This is a genomic window from Actinoplanes sp. M2I2 (assembly GCF_023544445.1).
Classification (GTDB): Bacteria; Actinomycetota; Actinomycetes; order Mycobacteriales; family Micromonosporaceae; genus Actinoplanes.
Map to the genome: position 1 here is coordinate 62,630 of NZ_JALPVJ010000010.1, position 22,118 is coordinate 84,747.

20 protein-coding genes are annotated in these 22,118 nt (G+C 72.1%); 9 read left to right on the plus strand and 11 right to left on the minus strand.

What is annotated here, in order from left to right:
* Positions 1-48: 48 nt before the first annotated feature.
* The 6 genes from HJC40_RS21390 to fdxA all read right to left on the minus strand — a co-directional run bounded on the left by HJC40_RS21390 (position 49) and on the right by fdxA (position 5,662).
* Entirely contained in the window at positions 49-516 is a 468-nt protein-coding gene (locus tag HJC40_RS21390) for a hypothetical protein (RefSeq protein ID WP_250003045.1), read from the minus strand.
* A gap of 77 nt (positions 517-593) precedes the next feature.
* Positions 594-1,625: a S8 family serine peptidase gene (locus HJC40_RS21395; protein WP_250003046.1), complete on the minus strand. Its 1,032-nt coding sequence runs from the start codon at positions 1,623-1,625 to the stop codon at positions 594-596.
* 158 nt (positions 1,626-1,783) lie between these two features.
* Positions 1,784-3,706, minus strand: a complete 1,923-nt coding sequence (locus HJC40_RS21400; RefSeq protein ID WP_250003047.1) for a hypothetical protein — start codon at positions 3,704-3,706, stop codon at positions 1,784-1,786.
* Entirely contained in the window at positions 3,703-4,113 is a 411-nt protein-coding gene (locus tag HJC40_RS21405; RefSeq protein ID WP_250003048.1) for a hypothetical protein, read from the minus strand. Before HJC40_RS21405 ends, HJC40_RS21400 begins: the two co-directional genes overlap by 4 nt.
* A 119-nt stretch (positions 4,114-4,232) precedes the next feature.
* Complete coding sequence (dapC, locus tag HJC40_RS21410; RefSeq protein WP_250003439.1) at positions 4,233-5,339, minus strand: succinyldiaminopimelate transaminase; 1,107 nt, start codon at positions 5,337-5,339, stop codon at positions 4,233-4,235.
* A complete protein-coding gene (gene fdxA / locus HJC40_RS21415; RefSeq protein WP_250003049.1) occupies positions 5,336-5,662 on the minus strand; it encodes a ferredoxin in 327 nt (108 codons plus the stop codon). The genes dapC and fdxA overlap by 4 nt, the downstream gene beginning before the upstream one ends.
* Positions 5,663-5,745: 83 nt before the next feature.
* Between fdxA and HJC40_RS21420 the strand changes: the two genes are divergently transcribed.
* Positions 5,746-6,711, plus strand: a complete 966-nt coding sequence (locus HJC40_RS21420) for a GNAT family N-acetyltransferase (RefSeq protein WP_250003050.1) — start codon at positions 5,746-5,748, stop codon at positions 6,709-6,711.
* Here HJC40_RS21420 and HJC40_RS21425 read toward each other — a convergent pair.
* The 4 genes from HJC40_RS21425 to mshB form a co-directional block, all read right to left on the minus strand.
* A complete protein-coding gene (locus HJC40_RS21425; RefSeq protein ID WP_250003051.1) occupies positions 6,708-7,178 on the minus strand; it encodes a hypothetical protein in 471 nt (156 codons plus the stop codon). The two genes, HJC40_RS21420 and HJC40_RS21425, sit on opposite strands and share 4 nt — an antisense overlap.
* 27 nt (positions 7,179-7,205) lie before the next feature.
* Positions 7,206-8,954 carry a VanW family protein gene (locus tag HJC40_RS21430; RefSeq protein ID WP_284043565.1) on the minus strand — a complete coding sequence of 583 codons (1,749 nt, stop codon included), beginning with the start codon at positions 8,952-8,954 and terminating at the stop codon, positions 7,206-7,208.
* 139 nt (positions 8,955-9,093) lie between these two features.
* Entirely contained in the window at positions 9,094-9,678 is a 585-nt protein-coding gene (locus HJC40_RS21435; protein ID WP_250003053.1) for a hypothetical protein, read from the minus strand.
* The gene (gene mshB / locus HJC40_RS21440) at positions 9,675-10,601 is read right to left on the minus strand and encodes an N-acetyl-1-D-myo-inositol-2-amino-2-deoxy-alpha-D-glucopyranoside deacetylase (RefSeq protein ID WP_250003054.1); all 927 of its coding nucleotides are present in this window, start codon (positions 10,599-10,601) and stop codon (positions 9,675-9,677) included. The genes HJC40_RS21435 and mshB overlap by 4 nt, the downstream gene beginning before the upstream one ends.
* Before the next feature lie 127 nt (positions 10,602-10,728).
* On the opposite strand from mshB, the gene HJC40_RS21445 reads away from it, so the two are divergent.
* The 8 genes from HJC40_RS21445 to HJC40_RS21480 all read left to right on the plus strand — a co-directional run bounded on the left by HJC40_RS21445 (position 10,729) and on the right by HJC40_RS21480 (position 21,182).
* Positions 10,729-12,498: a prolyl oligopeptidase family serine peptidase gene (locus tag HJC40_RS21445; protein WP_284043566.1), complete on the plus strand. Its 1,770-nt coding sequence runs from the start codon at positions 10,729-10,731 to the stop codon at positions 12,496-12,498.
* A gap of 76 nt (positions 12,499-12,574) precedes the next feature.
* Entirely contained in the window at positions 12,575-13,165 is a 591-nt protein-coding gene (locus tag HJC40_RS21450; RefSeq protein WP_250003056.1) for a Uma2 family endonuclease, read from the plus strand.
* A 45-nt stretch (positions 13,166-13,210) separates the two neighbouring features.
* Positions 13,211-14,647, plus strand: coding sequence for a TldD/PmbA family protein (locus tag HJC40_RS21455; protein ID WP_250003057.1), 1,437 nt, complete (start codon positions 13,211-13,213; stop codon positions 14,645-14,647).
* Positions 14,644-16,098 carry a TldD/PmbA family protein gene (locus HJC40_RS21460; RefSeq protein ID WP_250003058.1) on the plus strand — a complete coding sequence of 485 codons (1,455 nt, stop codon included), beginning with the start codon at positions 14,644-14,646 and terminating at the stop codon, positions 16,096-16,098. The genes HJC40_RS21455 and HJC40_RS21460 overlap by 4 nt, the downstream gene beginning before the upstream one ends.
* A gap of 63 nt (positions 16,099-16,161) precedes the next feature.
* The gene (locus tag HJC40_RS21465) at positions 16,162-17,049 is read left to right on the plus strand and encodes a hypothetical protein (protein WP_250003059.1); all 888 of its coding nucleotides are present in this window, start codon (positions 16,162-16,164) and stop codon (positions 17,047-17,049) included.
* Between the two features lie 280 nt (positions 17,050-17,329).
* Positions 17,330-18,151, plus strand: coding sequence for a hypothetical protein (locus HJC40_RS21470; RefSeq protein ID WP_250003060.1), 822 nt, complete (start codon positions 17,330-17,332; stop codon positions 18,149-18,151).
* A gap of 14 nt (positions 18,152-18,165) precedes the next feature.
* Entirely contained in the window at positions 18,166-20,133 is a 1,968-nt protein-coding gene (locus HJC40_RS21475) for a fumarate reductase/succinate dehydrogenase flavoprotein subunit (protein WP_250003061.1), read from the plus strand.
* Entirely contained in the window at positions 20,133-21,182 is a 1,050-nt protein-coding gene (locus HJC40_RS21480; protein ID WP_250003062.1) for a succinate dehydrogenase/fumarate reductase iron-sulfur subunit, read from the plus strand. Before HJC40_RS21475 ends, HJC40_RS21480 begins: the two co-directional genes overlap by 1 nt.
* Positions 21,183-21,263: 81 nt before the next feature.
* On the opposite strand, the gene HJC40_RS21485 is transcribed toward HJC40_RS21480, so the two are convergent.
* Positions 21,264-22,019 (minus strand): TetR/AcrR family transcriptional regulator C-terminal domain-containing protein, encoded by a 756-nt coding sequence (locus HJC40_RS21485; RefSeq protein ID WP_250003063.1) that lies wholly within the window; start codon positions 22,017-22,019, stop codon positions 21,264-21,266.
* Positions 22,020-22,118 lie beyond the last annotated feature (99 nt).

A 22,118-nucleotide genomic window follows, 5' to 3' on the forward strand; every position in this document is an offset into this window, starting at 1 on the left:
CGACGCTACCCGGCCGGGGCGGGTTGCGCGTGGGTGGTGAGCCGGGCGCTACCCGGCCGGGGCCGGTTGCGCGTCGGTCGTGGGCCGGGCCAGCTCGGCCAGCGCGTCGCGGGCATCGGCGCTGAGCCGTTCGGTGTCGGCCGGGGTGAGAGCCCCGGTCTCGGCGCGGTCGATGCGGCCGCCCCGCACGTGCACCCGGAACAGGCCGCGCGGACCGATGATGACCCGGATGGCGGGCTGCTCGTCGCCCTCGGCGATCAGCCGGTAGGCCTCGGCGATGCGGCCCCGGGCAGTGTCGAGGGCCTCGCCCCGCTCGACCAGGGGCGCCGTCGCCGCCGTCATCCGGGCCGACTCGAGCGCCTCGAGCAGCCCCGCGGCCACCCGGGCCGGGCCCAGCGCCGGCCACCAGCCGGGACGCAGACCTATGTCGACGAATCGGCCGATCGGATCGACGACCGCATAGGCCGTTCCGGTGCGGTCGGATCCGGTGATCCGACAATTTCGATAGGTGTTCACCGGCGCTCCCCCGATCTCCGGTACGACTGAGGGTAGCGCACATCGACGATCGGCCGAATGCCAGCCGACCGGCCTGATCAGGAACTTCGTCGTGCCCGAAGGACCATGAGGACGGAGAGACCGACGGTCAGCATCAGCACCCCGACGGTCACGATCAGCCACGGCGGCATCCGGTCATCCTGTGTGGACCGGGCGACGGCCGGCGCCGCGACGGGGTCCCGGGTCGACGCGGGACTGGTGCTCGGCGCGGCCCGGGGCGCGGTCAGGGCGGCGATCACATCGAGCTGCCCGGCGCCGTACCGGTCGTCGCGGCCCTTCGGTCCCCGGTCGACCGCCGTGGACAGCAGCCGGTCGACGACCTCGGGGGCCTTCATGTCGGGGTAGCGCGCCCGGACCAGCGCCACCGCGCCCGAGACCAGGGCGGTCGAGACGCTGGTGCCGTTCGTGACGTCGTACCTGTTGCCGGGGCGGGCCACCGGGATGCCGACCCCGTAGGTGACCAGATCGACCTGGGGCCCGCGGTTGGAGAACGACGCCACGCGGTTGTCGCGGCCCACCGAGCCGACGGTGACCACGTGCGGGAAGGCACCCGGCTCGCCGACCGCGCCGCCACCGTTGCCGGCCGACGCGACCAGCACGACGTCGTTGGCGTAGGCCTCGGCGATCGCGTCCGCGAGCACCTGGTCGCTGGCCAGGTGGAACGACATGTTGACGACCTTGGCCCCGTGGTCGACGGCCCAGCGGATCCCGTTGGAGATCAGCAGATCGTCGTTGACCGGGCGGATCGGCATGACCTTGCTGCGCGGGGCGACGCCCAGCAGTCCCGCCCCGTCGCCGTGCCCGCGGCCGGCGATGAGCGCCGCCATGCCGGTGCCGTGCGGTCCGGTGTCCACATTGTTGGTCGGCTCCTCGCGGGTGACGACCCAGCCCGGCACGGTGGCGCCGCGCAGGTCGCGGTGACCGCTGTCCACACCGGTGTCGATGACCGCGACGATCACCCCGGCGCCGCCCCGGCCGAGCTGCTGGGCCCGCTCCAGGCGCATCGGGCCCAGATACCACTGCCGGTCGCGCCAGGTGTCGGCCCGCGCGGGCACGCCGGTGAGCAGCACGACAAGCAGGGCGGCGAAGAAAGCCGCACCTCCCCGCCGAGCGGCCAGGAAAGCCGCATCCGCTCGGCGGCCGGTAAGGAAGGCCGCACCCGCCCGGCGGGCCGAAACAGTTCGGCCGGCGGCACAGACGGCCGCATTCGTTCGGCGGGTGGCTCGGATCACCCGCGCCGGCCGATCACGTTCGGGCCGGGATCGTGCCGGTCGTCGTCCACACCGGGAGCGATCACCGGGGTGACGCCCTCGGTGACCCGCCACGGGGTGTCGGACGCGAAGCCGGTCGGCTCGTCGTCACGGCTCGGCCAGGCCCGGCCGGGTCGACCCGATTGGGCGAGATGACGGTCGCGGCCCACCGGGTCGTCGGGAAGCCAGGGCGGTCTCGGCGGCCGCGCTCCCCCATCGGCGCCCTTTCGGCCTCCCGCCTGTCCGGCTCCGCCTGCCCCGCTCACCCCACCTGCTCCTCCTCCGAAGTTTGGTGGGTTGGAGGTAGGACGGATGTCGTCGCGGTCCTCGCTGGAGCCTGGCCGGCCACGCGTTCGCCCCGACGAAACACCGGGGCCTCGCCGGCCACCGGCCGCGTCTCTCCCGGCACCGGCTCCTGGCCCACCGACGCCGCCCAGTCGAGGTCCGCCTGCGGCGCCTCGTCCCGCTTCGCTCTCGAAGGTGGCCCCACCGGGACGAGATGCAGCACCGCCACGATTCACGCCACCAGCGCCACGACCGCCCGTCGCTCCCGGGCCGCCCACACCGCCGGAGCCGCTCGCACCGGGACCGCTCACCGCACCAGGACCGCTCGCCGCTCCCGGGCTGCCCGGACCACGGCCGCCTATCGTGCCCGAACCACCGACCCCACGACCGGCGCTCGCGCCCGGACCCCCAATCCCACGACCGATGCCCGCGCCGGGCCCACCGACCCCGCCACCACCGATGCCGCGACCTACACCCGCACCCGGACCACCGACTCCGCGACCAGCAGCCGGACCACCGACCCGGCCACCAGCACCGGCACCCGGGCCACCGATCGACCCCGGCGCGCCGATGACGGTGCCCGAGGGCAACGCCCGTCCGGCGGCCGGGCCACGCCCGGTCGTCCCGAGTGGAGGGCGTCCCGCCCCGCCAACGGCCGGCGGGCCGCCGCCCGGGATGACCCCCGGCACGACCGGGGGCGCACCCGTCACCGGCGGCGACTGCGCGGGCCCACCGGGGAGCGGCCCCGCGCCGCCCGGGACGTCGCCGACCCCGCCGAGCCCCGGCGGTGTCACCGGTGGATTGATCACTCCGGCCAGGTCGGGACCGCCGGCGCCACCCGGGCCGGGTCCGCCGACGGCACCGGGATCACTGCCCGCCCCGGAAAGACCAGGCCCGGGAAGCACCGGCCCGGATGAGCCGGGCCCCGAAAAGCCCGGGCCAGGGGCGTCGGGCGCGATCGGGCTCTGCCCGGGCAGAGGTGGCACCGGATCGTGCGGCACGCCCGCGCTGATCCCGCCGTCACCCAGCTGTCCCGAGCCGGGGCCGCCTCCGCCCGGCACCGGGCGAGGCGGCCACCCGTCCGGCCCGCCCACGACGGTGAACTGGAACGCCTCGGGCACCCTCAGATCGGCGACCGCGTCGGCCACGGCCAGCTCCATGGCGATCATGTGGTTACGGGCCTCGTCGTCGAGCTCGTCCTCGGCGCTGTCGAACCAGCGCGGTACGAGGTCGTCGCTCTTGTCCTTGTACTTCTCCCAGAGCGGCTGGACCGCCTTCTTGGCGGTGTCGAGCGCGTTGAGGATCCGGTCGAGCCCGGTCGCCGTCGTGTCCGCGTCGGCCGCGGCCGTCTCGAGTCGCGTCATCAAACGGTCGAGCTCGCTCAGGAACGCCTCGGCCGATGCGTTGTCCTCCGGCGGCCAAGCGGCCATCAGGTCGGCCTTGGCGGTGGCGAGGGCCTGATGCTGGCTGCGGATCGACGATGCCAGCCGCCGCCAGCCGAGCACCTGCTCGCGAGCCAGGGCGTCATCCTCGTTCATCACCATCGACCAGATGCGCGGCGTGTTGAACGCGTCCCACGCCGTGCAGTAGCTGCTGGTCAGCACCGGGTCGCTCATATCGCCCGGGCCGTTCCGGGAGCGATGCGCCGCTCGGCGGCCAGCCGGCGCTCCTGGGCCTCGCGGGCGGCGGCGGCCAGCGCGCCGGTGACCCAGTCGGTGCGCTCGGCCGAGCGGTTGTCGGAGGCGTCGAGGGCCGCGGCCACCTTGGTCGCCGCGTCGGCCAGCACGCGGGCCGCGGCCAGGTACTCCTCGACGTTGGCGGTCGACGCCTCCACACTGGCCGCATAGCGGGCCTTGGCGGCGTGGACGCTGCCGCTCGCGTTGTTCACGCCGAAGCGCACGCCCGTCCCGAGCGTGACCCGCGCGTCGGCATAGCCCGACCCGAGGGTGCGGGACGTGTCGTCCCGCACCGCCTCGGAGAAGGTGTTCAGCCCGTCGGTATCGACCCGAATGCCGTCACTCACGACCGCCTCCCCGTCAGCTACGTCGTCTCGCAACGCAGCCGAGGGTACTGACCGTTGTCGAACGGAGGGAGCCGTGAGCGACCGCATGATCACCAAGGGTCCGGGGCAATACCGAGGATTCAGGACAATCGGGCGACCGCGGCGGCGACCCTCTCGTCGGTGGCGGTGAGGGCGACGCGCACGTGCTGCTCGGCCGCCGGGCCGTAGAAGGCGCCCGGAGCGGCCAGGATGCCGCGGTCGGCGAGCCAGTCGACGGTCTTCCAGCAGTCCTCGCCGCGCGTCGACCACAGGTAGAGGCCGGCCTCGGAGTGGCTGATCTCGAACCCGGCCCCGGTCAGCGCGACCCGCAGCTGCTCGCGCCGCGCGGCGTAGAGAGCGCGCTGAGCGGTCACGTGCTCCTCGTCGCCCAGCGCGGCGATCATCGCCGCCTGCACCGGGGCGGGCACGATCATGCCGGCATGCTTGCGCACCGCCAGCAGCTCGCGCACCAGAGCGGGGTCGCCGCCGACGAAGCCCGCGCGATACCCGGCCAGGTTGGACCGCTTGGAGAGCGAGTGCACGGCGAGTACGCCGGTGTAGTCGCCGCCGGTGACCGCGTCGTCGAGGATCGAGACCGGCTGTGTCTCCCACCCCAGCGACAGGTAGCACTCGTCGCTGACCACGGTCACGTCCCGCTCCCGGGCCCAGGCCACGACCTTGCGCAGGTGCTCGACGGGCAGCACCTTGCCGGTGGGGTTGGACGGCGAGTTGATCCAGAGCAGGCGTACGCGCCCCGGCCCGGTCAGCGGCGTCGGCCCGATCGCGGTGAGCGAGTCGGAACGCACCACCGTGGCCCCGGCCAGCCGCACCCCGACCTCGTAGGTCGGGTAGCAGACGGACGGGATCACCACCGTGTCGCCGCGGCCGACGCCGAGCAGCGTGGGCAGCCAGGCGACCAGCTCCTTGGAGCCGATCGTGGGCAGCACACCGAGCTCACCCGAGGCGTTGCCGGCCCGGGTGAGCCACTGCGCGATCGCCGACCGCAGTGCCGGCGTTCCCGCGGTCAGCGGGTAGCCGGGCGTGTCGGACGTCTCCGCGAGCGCGCGCCGGACCAGCGGCGGCACCGGATCGACCGGGGTGCCGACCGACAGGTCGACGATCCCGTCCGGGTGGGCGGCGGCCCGGGCCTTGGCCGGCTCCAGCAGATCCCACGGGAAGTCCGGCAGAGCGGCGGAGAGCGCGCTCAGTGGGCGTCACCCCGGGGCGGCTGACCGACGATGAACGGCGTGTCCTTGTCGATCTTGCCGACCTTGGCGGCGCCGCCGGGCGAACCGAGGTCCTCGAAGAACTCGTAGTTCGCGGTCGTGTAGTCCTTCCACTGCTCGGGCACGTCATCCTCGTAGAAGATGGCCTCCACCGGGCAGACCGGCTCGCATGCCCCGCAGTCGACACACTCATCGGGGTGGATGTAGAGCATCCGGTTGCCCTCGTAGATGCAGTCGACCGGGCATTCCTCGATGCATGCCTTGTCGAGCACATCGACGCATGGCTCAGCGATGATGTAGGTCACGGGTCTTTCCCTCCAAAGCCACGCCTGCGGGGACCGCCGGCGACAGTTGCAGAGCCTAGTATCTCCGCCGGAGGAGGTGACACGTGCTCCGTCGGCAGGATGTGGGACACCGGGTGGTGGTGCGCCGAATTGTAGGCGTTTCCCAGAATCGGACGCTCTACACGGACGCCCTCGGTGAGCTGGTCGACCTCACCGAGACCGATCTCACCATCGCGACCGCCAAGGGCACCGTGCGGGTGCCGCTGCGCGAGGTCCACCGGGCCAAGCGGGTGCCGGCCGCGCGCCGCCCGCCCGCGGCCGAGGTCATCGCGCTCGAACTGGCCGCGAACGACGCCTGGCCGGCTCCCACGCAGGCCCGGCTCGGCCAATGGATCCTGCGCGCCGCCGACAACTGGACCGGCCGGGCCAACTCGGCTCTGGCCGTCGGCGATCCGGACCGTCCGCTCGAGGCGGCCATCGACGCCGTCGAGGAGTGGTATGCGGCACACGGCCAGCGCGCGCTGATCAACGCGCCGCTCCCGCTCGCCGCCCCGGTCAACGCCACGCTCGACGCCCGCGGCTGGGGCGCCCGCCCGCTCACGCTGGTGCAGACGGCGTCGGTCGCCGCCCTGCTCGGCGTGTTGCCGACCCGTCACGACCGGCCACCCGTCGAGCTGGCCGACAGCCCCGGCGACGACTGGTTCGCGATGGTCGCCGAGCACAAGGGCACGCTGCCGGCCGCTGCCGCCCGCATCCTCACCGGGCCGGCCGAGGTGGCCTTCGCCCAGGTGCGCGACGCCGACGGCCGGCTACTGGCGGTCGGCCGGGGCGCGGTCACCGGCCCCGACCGCTGGCTGGGCGTCGCGTTGCTGCAGACGGCCCCGCACGCCCGGCGGCAGGGCCTGGCCCAGCACGTGCTGCGCGAGCTCGTGCAGTGGGGCGCCCAGCACGGCAGCAACCGGGCCTATCTGCAGGTCGAGGAGCGCAACACCGGCGCGGTCGCGCTCTACGGCCGGGTGGGCTTCACGACCCACCACACCTATCTGACCCGGGAAGCACCCGTGCGCTAGCGCCGGACGATCCGGCGGGGCTTGGCCTGGCGTTGCTGTGTGTAGGCCTGCAGCGAACGCGACCGGTAGTCGTGGGCCATGGCCACCGAAATCCAGTAGCCGACGAGCGTGCCACCGCCGGCGAAGGCAAGGTAGAGGGCCAACTGCGCGAAGAAGTTGTCGGAACCGCCGGCGAACGGCTGATCACCGCTGATGAACGGTCCGACCAGGAGGGTCAGCAGCATCGCGGCGCCCACGCCGAGCGCCCAGTCGGGGACGAGCCAGTCCGCCGGGCGCCGGTTGTGCGAGGCCATGAACGCGTAGACCGCGAGCACCAGGCCGATCACCGAGAACATGACGATCGTGGTGCGGGTCTCGGCCGCGTCGTTGTCGTCGAAGGCGAAGCGGGTGACCAGGCGGGCCACCACGTTGATCGCGAACAGGCCGACCGCGAGAGCCGCGATCGGGAACCAGCGCTGCTGCCTCATTTCCCCTCCCGGGGCCTTGCCGGCGACTCAATCACCGCCGCAGATGAACCGTGGCTCGGGATCGTAGCGCCAACTGAACTTCTCGCGCTCGACCTCCCGGCCATCCTTGCGGATGACGCGCCACGCGTCCTGGGTGAAGCCTGGCAATCCGCTGGAAGTGATGCACTTGGGACCGGCTTCCCGTTGCACGGTGGGCGGGCTTGTCACGTTGCGCCGGGGCCCGTACACGGTCTTGACGCTGTCGTAGACCTTGGTGCTCCACATCGAGACGGTCACCGAGCGCCCGGTCGTGGCTGTGTCGATCAGGATCCCGTACGGCGTGGTGTTCTTGAACTTCAGATCCAGGGTCGGGTAGAAGATCGTCGACTCGATGACCGACGGATAGCGCGAGAAGTAGAACGAGTGCGGCTTGTGCTCGACGTCCTCGAGGCCCGCGTAGTAGGCGGCGTTGAACAGCGTCGTGGTGAACTGCGAGGCGCCCCCGCCCACGCCCGGCTCGAGCACGCCGTTCACGATCACCGGGGCGTCCTTGTAGCCCTTCGCGTAGTTCCGGTCGCCGGTGTGCCCGTTGAGCGAGAAGGTGGCGCCCGGCCGCACGATCGCGCCGTCCACGGCCTTGGCCACGGTGATGATGTTCTGGCTGCGCGGCGAGCTGCGGCCGCCGGTGAAGTAGGTGGTGAAGGTCGAGACCCGCTGCTTGATGCCGAGCTTGGCCACCTCGGCCTCGCCGGTGCCGGAGCCGGTCGAGGTGAGCACCCCGGCAACCGCCCGGGGCGCCGGCCCGGCCAGCGCGGTGAGCAGCTCGGGAGCCAGCTTGGTCACGTCGACCTGGCGGCCGGGCGCGCCCGGCACGATCCGCGGCTTGCCACCGGTCAGGCGCACGGTGGCGGGCTTGGCCGCGGTCTCGACCTTGCCGAACTCGGCCCGGCCGGCCGCGCGCAGCTTGGCGCCGTCGATCGCGGGCTTCAGCCGGCCCGCGGCGTCGGATCGGAAGACCAGACCCTTGGCCAGCGCGGCGGGGCTGAGCCGGAACGACCGGTCGCCCACGGTGACGGTCACCGGAGCGGCCACGGCCGGCTCGGCGACATCGGAGATCAGCGCGTCGACCTGCTCCCTGGTCATCGCCGGGGCGCGCGTGGTCAGCGGCACGTCGGCGACCTGCCCGGCCGGCCACGCGCCGCGCACCCGCTCGGCCGCGACGGCCCCGTCGAGATCGAGACCCGCCTTCGGGTACGTGGCCACGGGCGCGACACCCCGGAAGGTGATCGCCGGTTTCCGCACGGTGACGCGCTCGGTCGACACGTGCTTGCGGAGTGCCGCCTCGAGCCGGGCCGGCTCCACCCGTACGACCGGGGTGATGTCCTTGGTGCCCACCAGGCGGAAGCCGCTCCGGGCGGCGGCGTCGACCGTCGCCGGCACGTCGACCGCCAGCCCGACCGCCTGCGGCTCGACCGTCACGTCCTTGCCGTCGATGCGGACCCGGGCCGGCTGGGACGCCCGCGACGCGACGTGGTCGCCGAGCGCCTTCTCGGCCTCGGCCCGGCTCAGCGCGCCCAGATCGAGTCCGAGCACCTCGGTGCCGCGCGGGATGTCGCCGACCGTGAAATAGGCCCCGGCACCCCCGGCCCCGACCACCAGCAAGGCGGCCAGGCCGGACACCACCAGCCACCGCTTACCGGAACGTTGCCGTTCCTCCGGGGGCGGCTCGACCGGCGGAAGCTGCTCCTCGCGCGGGGCGTCGCGCTGGGCCGGCATCACGACCGTCTCCGAGCTCATCGGCAACGGCACTGTGGCGTCGGCCCCATCGGGAACCACAACGCTGCCGTCCGCCGCCTCGTTGAGGATGACGGTGTCGTCCGGCCTCGCGCCCTCGCTCCTGGAAGTCACGTGCTCACCTCACCGGTCGGGGGGCGCCTTACGGCAGCCGGCGCTTCAAGATCAGGCGATAGGAGTAGACAGCATAGGTCAGGCTCCCGGCCAGAATGGTCACGAGAGCGACCCAGTTCTCGCCGCCCAGCAGGTAGTCGCCCTCGCTCGTGCGCACGCCCGCGGCGAAGAGCATGATCAGCGTCCACAGGGCCCAGGGCGGGGCCAGCGACCAGCGACGGCGGGTCGTGGTGACCGAGAACCAGGCGATCGCGTAGTTGAGCACCACGGCCAGCACGACGGAGAGCCAGAGCAGCGGACCGCCGCCCGAGCCGATCGCGTCGCCACGCCAGATCGAGACCACGTCACCGGCCCGCAGCGTGCTGAGCAGGATCTCGAGGAAGCCGGTGACCAGGGCGGCGACGACCGCGACGACGACGCCGGCGACCCGGACGACCTGGTCCCAGCCCGCCCACGGTGGCCTGGTCTGCTCGTCCGTCTCCGGGGTGGGCTCGAACGCCTGCGCCCCGGCGGTGTTCCCCGCGTCGCCGATCGTCATCGGGTCGATCTTCGTCGGGTCGGTCCTCGCCGGTTCCGTCTTCGTCGAGTCGGTCTTCGCCGGGTCGGTCTTCATTGCGCGGCCGAGTCGGATATCGCCGGCTGTTCCAGGTCGAGGCCGCCGAACAGGTCGCTCTCCCAGTTGTGCGGGCCCTCGCCCGGGCCGCGCGACCCCTTGGCGATCGTGAAGTACTCGACGCCCATGAACTCGCCGCCGAAGTCGCCGGCGATGCCGTAGAGCCACGAGTCGTCGGGGATCTGCGTGGCGTGCGCCTTCATCGCGGCGACCTTCTCCTGGTAATGGTCGGTGCCGTCGATCCGCGCGGCGATCTCGTCGTCCGGGTGGCCGAACGGCAGGTCCTCGACCTTCTGCACATCGGCGAACGGATTGTCGGCGAGCTCGCGGAAGGCCTCCATGCCGTCGCGCAGCACGCTCAGCGGCATCGCCGTCCAGTAGATCTTGCGGGGCCCGTCCGCCCCGGCCAGCTCGGCCGCGCGCATGGCGACCCGGTGCGCCTGGATGTGGTCGGGATGACCGTAGAAGCCGTTCGGGTCGTACGTGATCATGACCTGCGGCCGGATCTCGCGGATCACCTCGACGAGCAGGGCCGCGGCGGCGTCGACGTCGGCCCGCCAGAACGCGCGCTCATGGTCGTTGGTCGGCAGGCCCATCATGCCGGAGTCGCGGAAGCGGCCCGCGCCGCCGAGAAACCGGTGGTCGGTGACGCCGAGCGCGGCGCAGGCACGGGAGAGCTCGACCAGGCGGTAACCGCCGAGCTGGTCGGCCTGGGCGGCCTCGAGCTGGGCCAGCTCGGGAACGTGGATCTCCCCCTCCTCACCGAGAGTGCAGGTCACAAGCGTCACGTGGGCGCCCGAGGCGGCGTAGTGGGCCATGGTGGCGCCGGTGCCGGTGACCTCGTCATCCGGGTGAGCGTGCACCAGCAGGAGCCGGCGGGCGGGCAGGGCGTCAGTCACGCGCGCAACTCTACGCGGGATCATTGTGCGGCTTCCGCGACGCCGTGCCCGGTTTGGGGCGCGCGGGAGCGGTCTGATCGGCGATGCTGTCCGGGTGGACTTCCCCGGACTCGCGGAGCGCACAGGTCACTTCCGGCACGGCGCTCCGCACATGGTGACGGTCGGCGCGGACGGCCGGCGGGTGGTGTTCCTGCGCTCCACCGGCCCCGAGGACCCGATCTCCTCCCTCTGGGTGCTCAACGTCGCCACGGCGACCGAGTCCCTGGTCGCGGCCGGGCCCCTGCGGTCGTACGCGGTGGATCGCGACGCCCGGGTGGCCGCCTTCAGCCGGGACGGCCGGCTGTTCCGGGCCGACCTGGTCCGCGGCACGGTGACCGGGGTGCCGACCGAGGAGCCCGCCGAGGACCCGCGCCCCGGTCCGGACGGCGTCACCATCGGCTACCTCAGCCGGACGGGTGGATCACCGTCGCTGCGCGTGGTCGGGCCGGACGGCGACCGCCTGCTCGCCGGCGAGTCGGGCAACACCTGGCGGGAGCGCGGCGGCACGATCGGCTGGGGCCAGCCCGACGAGACGGCGCTGCGGTTCGGGCGCGACCGCGGCTGGTGGTGGTCCCCCGACGGCAGTCAGATCCTGGCCGCGCGCACGGCCGCGTCGACCAGCCTGCACCTGCTCGACCTCGACTACGGCTGGGTCGACGTGCACTGGGACCGCGAGACCTACCCGCACGTGGTCAGCGTGCGCTGGGCCGACGGCGGCGGGCCGCTGATCACCGTGCTGCGCCGCATGCAGCAGCACGGCCTGGTGCTGGCGGTCGACCCGCGTACCGGGGAGACCCAGGTGCACGCCGAGCTGGCCGACGCCCGCTGGGTCGAGCCCGTGCCCGGCACGCCCCGCCACCTGCCCGACGGCCGGGTGCTGGTCGGCGGCGAACTGGCGCACGACGGCTTCGACGCGAGGTGCCTGTTCGCCGACGGCAGCCTGCTGACCCCGCCCGGCCTGTACGTGCGGCGCGTGGTCGGGGTCGCCGCCCGCCCCGGTTCCCCCGCCCCGGATCTGATCGTCGAAGGAAGCCAGGGCGACCCGGCCACCCAATCGGTCTTCCGGGTACGCACGTCGCTCGGCGGCGGCGGCGCGGAGGCGCGCCCGGTCACCGCCGACCCCGGCTGGCATCACGCCGCGAGCGGCGGGGACGTGCTGGTCGTCGACGACGTCGTGTGGCGTGGCACGGCCCGGGTGACCGCGCTGGGCAACCTGTCGGCGCCGCTGCCGTACCACCCGAAGCCGGCCTTCGAGCGGGTCACCGACCGGCGGCTGCCCGCCGCGGTCCTCTACCCAAACGGCTTCGTCGCCGGCACCAAGCTTCCGGTCCTGGTCACGCTGGGCGAGGGGCCGGGCCACCAGCAGGTGGTCAACGACCGGGCGGCCTGGCAGGAAAGGCAGTGGTGGGCCGACGCCGGCTTCGCGGTCGTGAGCATCGACGGCCGCGGCACGCCCGGGGTGGCGCCCAGCTTCGAGAAGGTGGTGCACCGCCGGCTGGTCGACGTGTCGCTGGCCGACCAGGCGGACGCCCTGCAGGCCCTGGTCGGCAAGCACCCCGACCTGGACCTGTCGTCGGTGGCCGTCCGCGGGACGGGACTGGGCGGCTGGCTGGCCGCGATGGCCGTGCTGCGCCGCCCGGACGTCTTCCACCGGGCGGCGGCCCGCGACCCGATCGTCGACTGGCACGACGCGCCGGCGCCGCTGGCCGAGCGCTACCTGGGCGACCGCCGCGACTCGGCCGACGTCTACGCCCACCACAGCCTGCACGACGCCGACCCCACCGACGCCGTGCTGCTGATCGGCGCCACCGCCCCCGGCCTGCGATCGGTCGAGGCCGCCACCCTCGATGAGGAGCTGGCCTTCCTTTCGGGCCCACAGTGAAGCGGTAGTCGTGCGACAGCTGTCATAAGACTAGTCTGGTCGGCAGGTTTTCACCCCCGACATCTCGGGAGACGCCATGGCCACGGTGTTCATCGCGGATCGTCCGCCCGCGAACGCGACGGTCTTCCGCGATGGCCGGCCGATGACCGGCGACGACTATCTGGCCCTCGGCGTGACCTCCCCCCGGGTCGAACTTCTCGACGGCTGCCTGCTCGTGACGGCCAACCCCACCAACAAGCATCAACGGCTGGCTCGGCACCTCGCCAACACGCTGGACAAGGACGCGGACCCCGCGATCGTTCAGGTCGACGAGGCCGTGAACGTCCGGCTCGGTCCCGACCGGTTCTTCATCCCCGACGTCGCGGTCTACTCGGCCGACGTCGGGGAGGTGGTGTTCGTCGACGCCGAGGCGGTGGTCCTGATCTGCGAGATTCTGTCCCCGTCCAACCCGACCACCGACAAAGTCCTGAAGATGCACGTCTACGCGGAGGCAGGCATCCCGTGGTATCTGATGGTCGATCCTCGAGGCCCGACACTGCGTCTCTACGAACTGGCCGGGGCCGCCTACCAGGAACACTCGACCGCCGGCCCCGGTGAGGTCCTCCACCTGACCGAGCCGGTGACCACTCGTCTCGACCCGGAGGCTCTGGTCGCCCGCCGGAGTTGATCACGGGGTGTGCCGATTGTCGTACCCGTCCCATAGGGTCGGGCCATGAGTCACTTCGATGAGGCTTCGGCGGCGGTGCAGGCCGCCCTGGAGGCCGGGGCGCGCTACGCCGACTGCCGCGTCATGGTGCGCCGCACCGAGTCGATGACCGCGCGCGACGGTGACGTCGAGGAGCTGGGTTCCGGTGAGAGCGCCGGCCTGGGCGTGCGGGCCCTCGTCGGGTCGAGCTGGGGCTTCTACGCCGTTCCCGACCTCTCCGACTCGGCCGCCCGGGCCGCCGGGCGGCGCGCGGCCCAGATCGCCCTGGCCAGCGCGACAGTGCCGGGCCCGCCGATCGAGCTGGTGCCCAGCACGGCGGTCGAGGCCAGCTGGGCCAGCGCCTGCGAGGTCGACCCGCTGGGGGTCTCGCCCTCGGTCAAGGGCGACCTGCTCGTGATGGCCACGGCCGCCGCCAAGGAGGCCGGCGCCGACCTGGCCGAGGGCATCTACCAGATCTGGGACACCCGCAAGTGGTTCGTGTCGAGCGAGGGCCATCGCATCGATCAGCACCTGCGGGAGTGCGGCGCCGGCGTCACGGCCAGCGCCTTCGGCGACGGCGAGATCCAGCGCCGGTCCTGGCCGTCGCACCGGGGGCAGTACGGCACGAGCGGCTGGGAGCTCGTCGACAGCCTCGATCTGGTCGGCCACGCGCCCCGCATGGCCGAGGAGGCGCGTGCCCTGCTCACCGCGCCGCTCTGCCCCACCGGCGAGACCACCCTGGTGCTCGGCGGCGAGCAGCTCGCGTTGCAGATCCACGAGTCGGTCGGCCATGCCATCGAGCTCGACCGCATTCTCGGCTGGGAGGCGGCCTTCGCCGGCACCAGCTGGCTCGACCTGGCCCAGCTGGGCTCGCTGCGCTACGGCTCCGACCTGATGAACATCACCATCGACCCCGGTCTCCCGGGCGCGCTGGGCAGCTTCGGTTACGACGACGAGGGCACCCCGGCCACCAAGCGCGACGCGGTGCGCGACGGCATCTGGGTGGGCGTGCTGGCCGGGCGTGACTCGGCCGCCGTGGCCGGGCTCGACTACGCGGGCAGCGTGCGCTCCGACGGCTGGGCCCGGCTGCCGATGGTCCGGATGACCAATGTGGGCCTCGAGCCGGGGCCGCACACGCTCGACGAGATCATCGCCAACACCGACGACGGCGTCTTCATGGACATCAACCGGTCCTGGTCGATCGACGACCGGCGGCTCAACTTCCAGTTCGGCTGCGAGATCGGCTACGAGATCAAGAACGGCAAGCTCGGCCGCATGCTGCGCAACCCGACCTACACCGGCATCGGCCCCAAGTTCTGGCAGTCGATGGACATGCTCTCCTCCGAGTCCATCGCCTGGGGCACGCCCAACTGCGGCAAGGGCCAGCCCGGCCAGGTCGGTCACACCGGCCATCCGGCCGCTCCGGCCAGGTTCACCGACGTACGCGTGGGGGTGCGGGGATGAGTCTCGAGTCCATCCGGCCCGGGGCGGAGCTCGAGCTCGCCGCCCGGGTCGTCGAGCTGGTGCGGCGGGCGGCCGGGCAGTCCGCCGAGGCCGAGGTCATGGTGCGGCACGACGCCGAGGCACTGACCCGGTTCGCCGTCTCGATGATCCATCAGAACGTGGCGAGCGCGGTCACGACCGTCGGCCTGAGATTGCACCTCGACGGCCGGACGGCATCCGGCGCCACCACGGTCGTCGACGCCGACGGGCTCCGCGGGCTGGTCGAGCGTACGGTCGCGGCGGCCCGGCTGAGCCCGCCCGACGTCACCTGGCCCGGTCTCACGCCGCCCAGCCCGCTGCACCATTCGGCCGGCTATCACGGCTCGGGCGAGCACTCCCGGCTCGACTTCGGCTTCGACGAGGCGACCGCCCGCGCGACCCCGGCCGAGCGGGCCGAGCGCGTCCGCGACTTCGTCCGGGCAGCCGACGGTCTCGAGACGGCCGGCTTCTGCCGTACGACGTACACGTCCGCGGCTTTCGCCAACACGGCCGGGCAGGCGGCCGAGGGGCGTACGGCCGAGGCGGCGATGGACGGCATCGCCCGGCTGTCCGGCGCCGACGGCGTGGCCCGGTTGGCCGGCGGCCGGCTGGCCGATCTCGACGGGGCGGCGCTCGGCGCCCGGGCGGCCGCCAAGGCGCGGGCCGGGCAGAGCCCGGTCGAGTTGCCGCCCGGCCGCTACGAGGTGGTGCTCGAGCCCGAGGCGGTCGCCGACCTGCTCGACAACTTCGCGGTGTTCGGGTTCAACGGCAAGGCGTACGCCCAGAAACAGTCGTTCGCCGAGCTCGGCGCCGAACAGTTCGACCCTTCGGTGACCCTGGTCGACGAGCCGCTGGGCAGCCGTGACGAGCACGCGCCGGGTCTGCCGTTCGACGACGAGGGCACACCGCGCGAGTCGCTGGTGCTCGTGCGCGAGGGCGTGACCAAGGCGGTGGCCCACGACCGCACGTCGGCCGCCGAGGCCGGGGCGGTGTCGACGGGCCACGCTTCGGGCGCCTCCCGCACGTGGGGGCCCTATCCGACCCATCTGCGCCTGGAAGCCTCCCCGGCCGGCACCCTGCCGGCCACCGACCCGATCGGCCCCGCGGCCGCGTCGGCGAGCCCGCTCGTGGCCCGCATGAAACGCGGCCTGCTGATCACCGACCTCTGGTACACCCGCGTCCTCGACCAGAAGGCGCTGGTCATCACCGGGCTGACCCGCAACGGCGTCTGGCTGGTGGAGAACGGCGAGGTGACCGCGGCGGTCGGCAACATGCGCTTCACCCAGTCCTACCCGCAGGCCCTCGGCGTGGGCAGGGTGCTGGGCATCGGAGGCGAGTCGGTGCTGCTGCCCGACCGCTGGTCCGGCACGCGGTACGCGGCTCCCGCCCTGCATCTGGCCAGCTGGAACCTGACCGGCAACGCCTCCGGCTGACCGGCCCGGCCCACCCGTTCCCATCGACCGGCGGCGCATTGACCGGCGTGCTTCACTGGGCCGGTGAGCGACATGCGGCGCGACCCTGACGAGGACGACGACGCCACCGCGCGTCTGCCCAGATCCGATCGTGCCGGCTCGCCCGTGTTCCGGCCGACCGGCTCCCCTCCGGACCGTCCGGCGGCCGTCCCGGCCGAGCCGGGGAGTCCGCCCTTCGCTTCGATCGGCGCCGGGCCGGCCGACAGCGGTCCGGGTGACAGCTCCGACATCGACTCGACCGCCGGCGCAGGCTCGGCCGGTGCCGGTGCGGCCTCTGCTTCCGCCGGCGGGGACAGTTCTGCTTCCGGCCGCAACGGCCCGGGAACGGCGGCCGCCGGTGGCCCCGGTGGGTCCAGGCCGGCGTGGCAGCGGCTGGCCGGCGTCGGCGATGCGTCGGGGGCGCCCGCCGGGCGGCAGCGGCGCCGGCGCCAATGGTTCGTGGCGGGCATCTCGATCGGGGCGGCGCTCGTGGTGATCGCGCTCTGCGCCGGGGCGCTCGCCGTCGTCGACGCCGTCTCCGACGTCAAGGACAGCGCCTCCGAGGCCCGCGAGACGCGGGAGATACGCGACCAGAGCTGCCTCGAACTCGAACGCCGCCTCAACCGCCTGAACCCGCCCGGCGCCGCGCCCGCTCCGCCCGCTCGGGCCGTGGCGATCCGCGACGAGAACGCGGCTGTCCGAATCTACGTCGGCGAGATCAACGAGGCCCGCGCCCAGGACGGCTGGCGGCAGCTCCTGGACGCCCGGGCCGTCTACGCGGACGCGCTCGACCGTCAGGCGAAAGCGCGGACGCCGGCCTTCTACGTCCCGCCGCGGAACGTGGACGACGAGCCTCTCGCCGGCGACCTGGTCGACTGGTCCCCCGCGCCCTGCGCCGGCCCCATCCGCCGCCTGGCCGCTCCGGACCTCTGACCGGCCCTGACCACCGCTCGGCGGCCGACACGAGGGGGCGCCCCGGCGTCTTGTCCGGCCGCCGCCCGACCGTCCGTTTCGGATCAGGCGGCGCAAGATCCATTAATACGTGGGAGCGTGTCGATGTGATGGGGGTCGAGATTTGTGATCCAGACCCCATCCCTCGGCGCGAAAGTGTCCGGCCCTCGGCGTAACGTGTGCCCCACATCACGCAAGCATGGCGGCTGCCGGGCTCCCCCTCGCTCGCCGGCCGGGTCACTTTGGCACGTCAGGAGATCGAATGACGACGACGGCAACGAGGCCGGGCGTGGGACCCTCCGGTCCCGATCGACCACGCGCGGCGATCACGGCCAAGACGCTGCGCACCGACCGGTGGTGGCTAGCCCCACTCATCACCTTCGTCGGGCTGGGGGCATGGGTCGCCTACGCGACCGTTCGCGTCTTCATGCACAAGTGGTATTTCGTGGAGGCCTACCACTACCTCACACCGTTCTACTCGCCGTGTCTGACCGACCGGTGCGTGGAAGGCTCGGCCCTGTTCGGCACGCCGCTGCCGAGCTTCTGGCTGCTGCCCGAGGCCGCCTTCACCCTGCCGTTCCTACTGCTCTTCCGGTTGACCTGCTACTACTACCGCAAGGCCTACTACCGGGCCTTCTGGCTCTCCCCGCCGGCCTGCGCGGTTCCCGACGGCCACGAGAAATACACCGGCGAGACGCGGTTCCCGCTGATCTTCCAGAACGCTCACCGCTACGCCTTCTACGCCGCCGTGATCATCTCGCTGATCAACACCTACGACGCGATCATCGCGTTCCGCAGCGGCGACTCGTTCGGCTTCGGGCTAGGCAACATCATTCTGGTCGGCAACGTGGTCATGCTCTGGCTGTACACGTTGTCCTGCCACTCGTGCCGCCACATCGCCGGCGGCCGCCTCAAGCACTTCTCCAAGCACCCCGTGCGCTACCGCGTCTGGACCTTCGTGTCGAAGCTGAACGTCCGCCACATGCAGCTGGCCTGGATCACCCTGGGCACCCTGGCGCTGACCGACTTCTACGTCATGGCCGTGTCCGCCGGCTGGTTCTCCGATCTTCGGTTCGTCGGCTAGGGGGCGGCGCACACATGAGCACTGCAAGGATCGAACGACACCACTACGACGTCGTCGTGATCGGGGCCGGCGGCGCCGGGCTGCGCGCGGCGATCGAGGCCCGGCTGGCCGGCAAGCGCACCGCCATCATCTCGAAATCGCTGTTCGGCAAGGCCCACACGGTGATGGCCGAGGGCGGCGCCGCGGCGGCCATGGGCAACGTCAACTCGCGCGACAACTGGATGGTCCACTTCCGCGACACCATGCGCGGCGGCAAGTTCCTCAACAACTTCCGCATGGCCGAGCTGCACGCCAAGGAAGCCCCGGAACGCATCTGGGAGCTGGAGACGTACGGCGCGCTCTTCGACCGTACGAAGGACGGCAAGATCTCCCAGCGGAACTTCGGCGGCCACGAGTACCCCCGGCTGGCGCACGTCGGCGACCGCACCGGCCTCGAGCTGATCCGCACCCTGCAGCAGAAGATCGTCTCGCTGCAGCAGGAGGACTTCGCCGAGACCGGCAACTACGACGCGCGCATCCGGGTCTTCTCCGAGACCACGATCACCGAGCTGCTGCTCGACGGCAACCGGGTGGCCGGCGCCTTCGGCTACTACCGCGAGTCGGGCGAGTTCCTGCTGCTCGAGGCGCCCGCCGTGATCCTGGCGACCGGCGGTGTCGGCCGCAGCTACAAGGTCACGTCGAATTCGTGGGAGTACACCGGCGACGGCCACGCCCTCGCGCTGCGAGCCGGCGCGACGCTGATCAACATGGAGTTCCTCCAGTTCCACCCGACCGGCATGGTCTGGCCGCCCAGCGTCAAGGGCATCCTGGTCACCGAGTCGGTCCGGGGCGACGGTGGCGTGCTGCGCAACAGCGAGGGCAAGCGCTTCATGTTCGACTACGTCCCCGACGTGTTCCGCAAGCAGTACGCGGACACCGAGGAGGAGGCCGACCGGTGGTACAACGACGCCGACAACAACCGCCGCCCACCCGAGCTGCTGCCTCGTGACGAGGTCGCCCGGGCGATCAACTCCGAGGTCAAGGCCGGGCGCGGCACCCCGGCCGGCGGCGTCTACCTCGACGTGTCCACCCGGATGCCGGCCGAGACCATCACCCGGCGGCTCCCGTCGATGTATCACCAGTTCAAGGAGCTGGCCGATGTCGACATCACCAAGGAGCCGATGGAGGTCGGACCGACCTGTCACTACGTGATGGGCGGCGTCGAGGTCGAGCCCGACAGCGCGGCCGCGATGGGCTCGGTCGAGGGCCTGTTCGCCGCGGGCGAGGTGTCCGGCGGCATGCACGGCTCCAACCGTCTCGGCGGCAACTCGCTGTCCGACCTGCTGGTGTTCGGCAAGCGCGCCGGTGAGCACGCCGCCGCGTATGCCGAGTCGCTGCCCAAGCGGCCCAAGGTCGACACGTCCGACGTGGAGGCTGCGGTGCTCACGGCGCTCGCGCCGCTGGAGAGGCAGGGCGGCGAAAACCCGTACACCCTGCAGCAGGATCTCCAGGCGGTGATGGGCGACCTGGTCGGCATCATCCGGCGCGAGAGCGAGCTGACCGACGCGCTCAAGCGGCTCCAGGAGCTCAAGGCGCGCGTCGCCCAGGTCGGCGCGGCCGGTGGCCGCCGTTACAACCCGGGCTGGCACCTTGCGCTCGACCTGCGCAACATGCTGATCGTCTCGGAGTGCACGGCCAAGGCGGCGCTCGAGCGTGAGGAGTCCCGCGGCGGTCACACCCGCGAGGACTTCCCGCAGATGAACCCGCAGTGGCGGCTGGTCAACCTGGTCTGCTCGCTGGACCGCTCGGGCGACGTGCACCTCGAGCGCAAGTCGCTGCCCCGCATGCGCGACGAGCTGATCCAGCTGTTCGAGCGCACCGAGCTGTCGAAATACCTGACCGAGGACGAGCTGTCCCAGTTCGACGCGATCGAGGGCCCGAAGGGCGACGCCCGCATCCCCGGCGTCCGCACCGACGGGCAGAGCAAGACGGAGGCGAAGTAATGGGCACCAAGCGCCACTTCCGCGTCTGGCGGGGCGACTCGGCCGGCGGCGACATCCAGGATTTCGATGTCGAGGTCAACGACGGCGAGGTCGTGCTCGACATCATCCACCGGCTGCAGGCGACGCAGACCCCCGATCTCGCGTGCCGGTGGAACTGTAAGGCCGGCAAGTGCGGCTCGTGCTCGATGGAGATCAACGGCAAGCCGCGGCTGGGTTGCATGACCCGCATGTCGACGTTCGAAGAGGACGAGACGGTCACAATCACGCCGCTGCGCACCTTCCCGGTCATCCGCGATCTCGTCACCGACGTGTCGTTCAACTACGACAAGGCGCGCGAGACACCGGCCTTCGCGCCGCCCCCCGGGGTGGCGCCGGGTGACTACCGGATGCAGCAGATCGACGTCGAGCGGAGCCAGGAGTTCCGCAAGTGCATCGAGTGCTTCCTCTGCCAGAACACGTGCCATGTCGTACGCGACCACGAGGACAACAAGGCGGCGTTCTCCGGCCCGCGCTCCTTCATCCGGGCCGCCGAGCTCGACATGCACCCGCTCGACGACCGTGAGGACCGCAAGGAGTACGCGCAGGCTCACCAGGGCATGGGCTTGTGCAACATCACCAAGTGCTGCACCGAGGTCTGCCCCGAGCACATCAAGATCACCGACAACGCGATCATCCCGATGAAGGAACGCGTGGTCGACCGCCGCTACGACCCGCTGGTCTGGCTCGGCCGCAAGATCTTCCGCCGCGACCAGCTCAACGGCTCCGACGGCGAGTCGATGGCGCCGAGCACCTCGGTCGGCGTCACCGACGTGGCCAAGGGCGCGCCCTACACGACCAATCGCCTGCCGGAGAACCCGCCGGTCCGCGAGGACGGCCGCATGGACGTCACCGAAGTGACCCTGCCCAACCCGGGCGGCCCGTCCCCGTTCGGCGATCAGACGTTCCCGCTGCCGCCCGACAAGGTGAGCTACCAGCAGCCCGGCCCGCGGCACGGCAGCCTCGGCGAGGACGGCAACCGCAGCGAAGACGGCCACCACCAGACCCACTGATCAGCCCGCCCAGACCCCGAACACCCGGCCGCCGACGCCACGTCGGCGGCCGGTCGTGTCCGTGGCTGTTGCGCCCTCGGCTCAGGGGCCGGACGGCTTGCCGGTGTTGTTTTCCAGCCAGAGCTCCAGGCCGTCGAGCAGGCGTTCCAGGCCGAAGGCGTACGTCTCTTCCAGCACCTGATCGGGGTCGTTGGGCATCGGGCCGGTCTCCTGGCGCCACTTCTCGTAGTTGGGGTTGTCCGAGGCGAGCCGCTGCAGGTAGGGCTCGACGTCCTCGGCGATCTGCTCGTATGTCTGGCCGGTGCGCTTGAGGGCCGACTTGATCGCCGACTCGGACGTGGCCGCCCCGATCGCGTGTGAGTTGAGCACCGCGGTCGCGTGTGACAACGCCATGCCTCGGAAGCCCGCCGCGATGAAGAGCGCCACCAACCGCTCACCGAGACGCATCGCGTTGGGCCCGATGGTGGGATGCAGACCGAGCAGGCCGATCGCCCACGGGTGCCGGAGCAGCGCCGACCGCATCCCGTTGGCGCTGATCGAGGCGCCGATCCGCCAGCCGGTGTCACCCGGCTCGGGCACGTAGATCTCGCCGAGCACCTCGTCGACGGCCAGCTCGAGCAGCTCGTCCTTGTTGGCCACATGCCAGTAGAGCGACGTCGCCCCCGAGCCGAGCTTGGTGCCCAGCCGGCGCATGCTGAGCCCGGCCGGGCCCTCGGCGTCGAGCAACTCCATCGCCGCGCGGACGATCTGCTCACGGCTCAGGGTCGGCTGGCCGGTCTGGGCACGCGGTGGGCGCAACCAGACGGAGCCGGTGAACGAGTCGGACCTCGGCGGCATGCACATTCCTCTCGACCTGCCCATCCTAAAGCCACTCGCACAGTGTTCGAGCCCACTGGTACGGTGTGCGAGCCAATCGAACACCGTACGAGAGAGGCC